The following is a 701-nucleotide window of genomic DNA, read 5'->3' on the forward strand; positions in this document are numbered from 1 at the left end:
TCGACAGCATCCGCGACCCAGCCGAGTGCCTGGCGCTCATCGAAGCGGCCGCGGCAGGCCGGCCATGTCCCCATTGCGCCTGCGCGCGCCTGCACCGGTCAGGCTTCGCCAGCGGCCTGCAGCGGTTTCGCTGCCTGGGCTGCCGCCGTTCCTTCAATGCACTGACCGGTACGCCGCTGGCCCGACTGCGCAAGCGCGCGTGCTGGCTGCCTTTTATCCAGTGCTTGCTGGAATCCCGCACTGTACGTGACGCGGCGCTCGCCACCGGCGTGCATCGCACCACCAGCTTCCGGTGGCGCCACCGGTTCGCGCCGGCAGCCGCGCGTCACCGGCCGGCCACCCTGTCGGCGATCGTCGAGGCCGACGAAACCTACCGGCTGGAATCGCAGAAGGGATCGCGCAACTTGACGCGCCCGCCGCGACAGCGCGGGGGTGTCGCCCGGCGGCGCGGCATCAACCGCGAGCATGATTGCCTGCTGGTGGCGCGCGACCGCAGCGGCACGACGCTGGACTTTCATACGGGACGCGGTCCCGTGACCGCGGCGCAATTACGCAGCTGCCTGCAGCCGGTGCTCCCCAGCGACGGGCTGCTGATCAGCGACGGCGCTGCCGCCTATGCCCGGTTTGCCGCCGACGCCGGGATCACGCACGAGCCCGTCAATGTCCGGGCAGGCCGGCGCGCACGCGGCGCGATCCACATC

The 701-nt window shown here is 71.6% G+C and carries 1 protein-coding gene; it reads left to right on the forward strand.

Annotated elements, in window-relative coordinates:
- Positions 1-8: 8 nt before the first annotated feature.
- On the forward strand, positions 9-701 hold a 693-nt coding region (locus tag ACQ7JA_RS24995), incomplete at its 3' end, for an IS1595 family transposase (RefSeq protein ID WP_430902406.1).

Source organism: Massilia sp. BKSP1R2A-1, assembly GCF_050586525.1.
GTDB lineage: Bacteria > Pseudomonadota > Gammaproteobacteria > Burkholderiales > Burkholderiaceae_D > Telluria.